The organism is Acinetobacter rongchengensis, assembly GCF_003611475.1.
Lineage (GTDB): Bacteria > Pseudomonadota > Gammaproteobacteria > Pseudomonadales > Moraxellaceae > Acinetobacter > Acinetobacter rongchengensis.
On the sequence record NZ_RAXT01000144.1, the window covers coordinates 1 to 1,460 of the forward strand.

Sequence of the window (1,460 nt, forward strand, 5' to 3'; positions counted from 1 at the left end):
AATTCTCAGGTCATGTTACAACGGATGGATGGACATCATGAGATTAATGATGGTCTGTCTGCTGAGTTAATTTGCCTTTCAACAAATCCGTATATTGAATTAAAACAGTTCATTGGCTGCCAAGTTGCTGTTGATCAAACCACAGATACAGGCCAACTGTTTAGAATCACAGGCGTGATTACAGGTGCCAGTCAAGGTCAATCCGATGGCGCATTTACGCTTTATCGTTTAAGCATGCAAGATGCAACCAGTTTATGGCATAAACGGCGCAATAGCCGTGTGTTTATGAACAAGAGCGTCGTCGAAATTATCCATATCATCTTCAAAGAATGGCAGCAACGCAGTGCCTTATTCGCCAATAGTTTAAAACTAGACCTGAGTGGCTTAACAAAAGATTACGACACACGACCCTTTTCGATGCAATCGAATGAAAGCGATTATATATATTTAACCAGAATCATGCGTGAGGAATCGATCAATTGGTTGATTGATGAATCTCAGCATATTGTCTCTACACATAATCAAAGTATAGCGCCACAGAAACTACGTTTAATTGACGACAACAACCAATTTAAAGCACTTGAACGCAGAGTCATTCGATACCATCGTTCAAATGCAACAGAACCCTACGACACGATCACCAGTTTAATTGCACAACGACAATTACAATCCACAGCGATTCATTTACAGCGTTGGCAGGCAGACCATTTGAGTCAAGAAGACGGTTGTGGTTCAGTTCTGAGCTCACACAAACACAGTAGTCAAAGGCACAATGAAAGTTTAAGTCTTGAACAGGCATGGAGTTTATCACCTGCATGGATTAGCGACTTAAAGGGAGAAGATCAAGCCACTGTTTCGAATAATCAACAACTAGACAAGCTGAATAAACATCTGAGTCAATACCAAGCCCTACAAGCCAAATATTTTACAGCGCATAGCAGTGTACGAGATAGCCAAGTCGGTTATTGGTTCCAACTGAATGGACATGCAGAACTTGATCAAAACCATCGTGATCATGATAAAGAATTCTTGATTCTCAATAAAAATTTCTACAATCAGAATAACTTCCCCAAAGATATACAAGACCAAGTTGAACGACTACTCAGGCTAAGCCATTGGCAAAAGAATAAGGACAGTACCGAGGAACGGCAAGCCAATGAACTGATGTTGGTACGTCGGAATACAGCGATTGTTCCTGAATATGACCCATTGGAACATCGTCCAGTTGCACATGTACAACGCGCAAAGGTTGTAAGCGATGGAGAAGAAATATATGTAGATGAATGGGGGCGTATCAAAGTTCGCTTCTTATTCACCAAACAAGAAGATCATTCGCATGACAGTGGCGCAGGGTCAAATGATAACGATATGGACTCTGCATGGGTGGATGTATTGACACCATGGGCGGGTGATGGTTATGGGGCACGGTTTTTACCCCGCAAAGATGAAATCGTTGTCAT

The 1,460-nt window shown here is 41.6% G+C and carries 1 protein-coding gene; it reads left to right on the forward strand.

Annotated features, from left to right (window positions below; all coding sequences use genetic code 11):
• A partial coding sequence (locus D7V20_RS19120; RefSeq protein ID WP_147395818.1) for a type VI secretion system Vgr family protein occupies positions 1-1,460 on the forward strand: 1,460 nt, incomplete at both ends.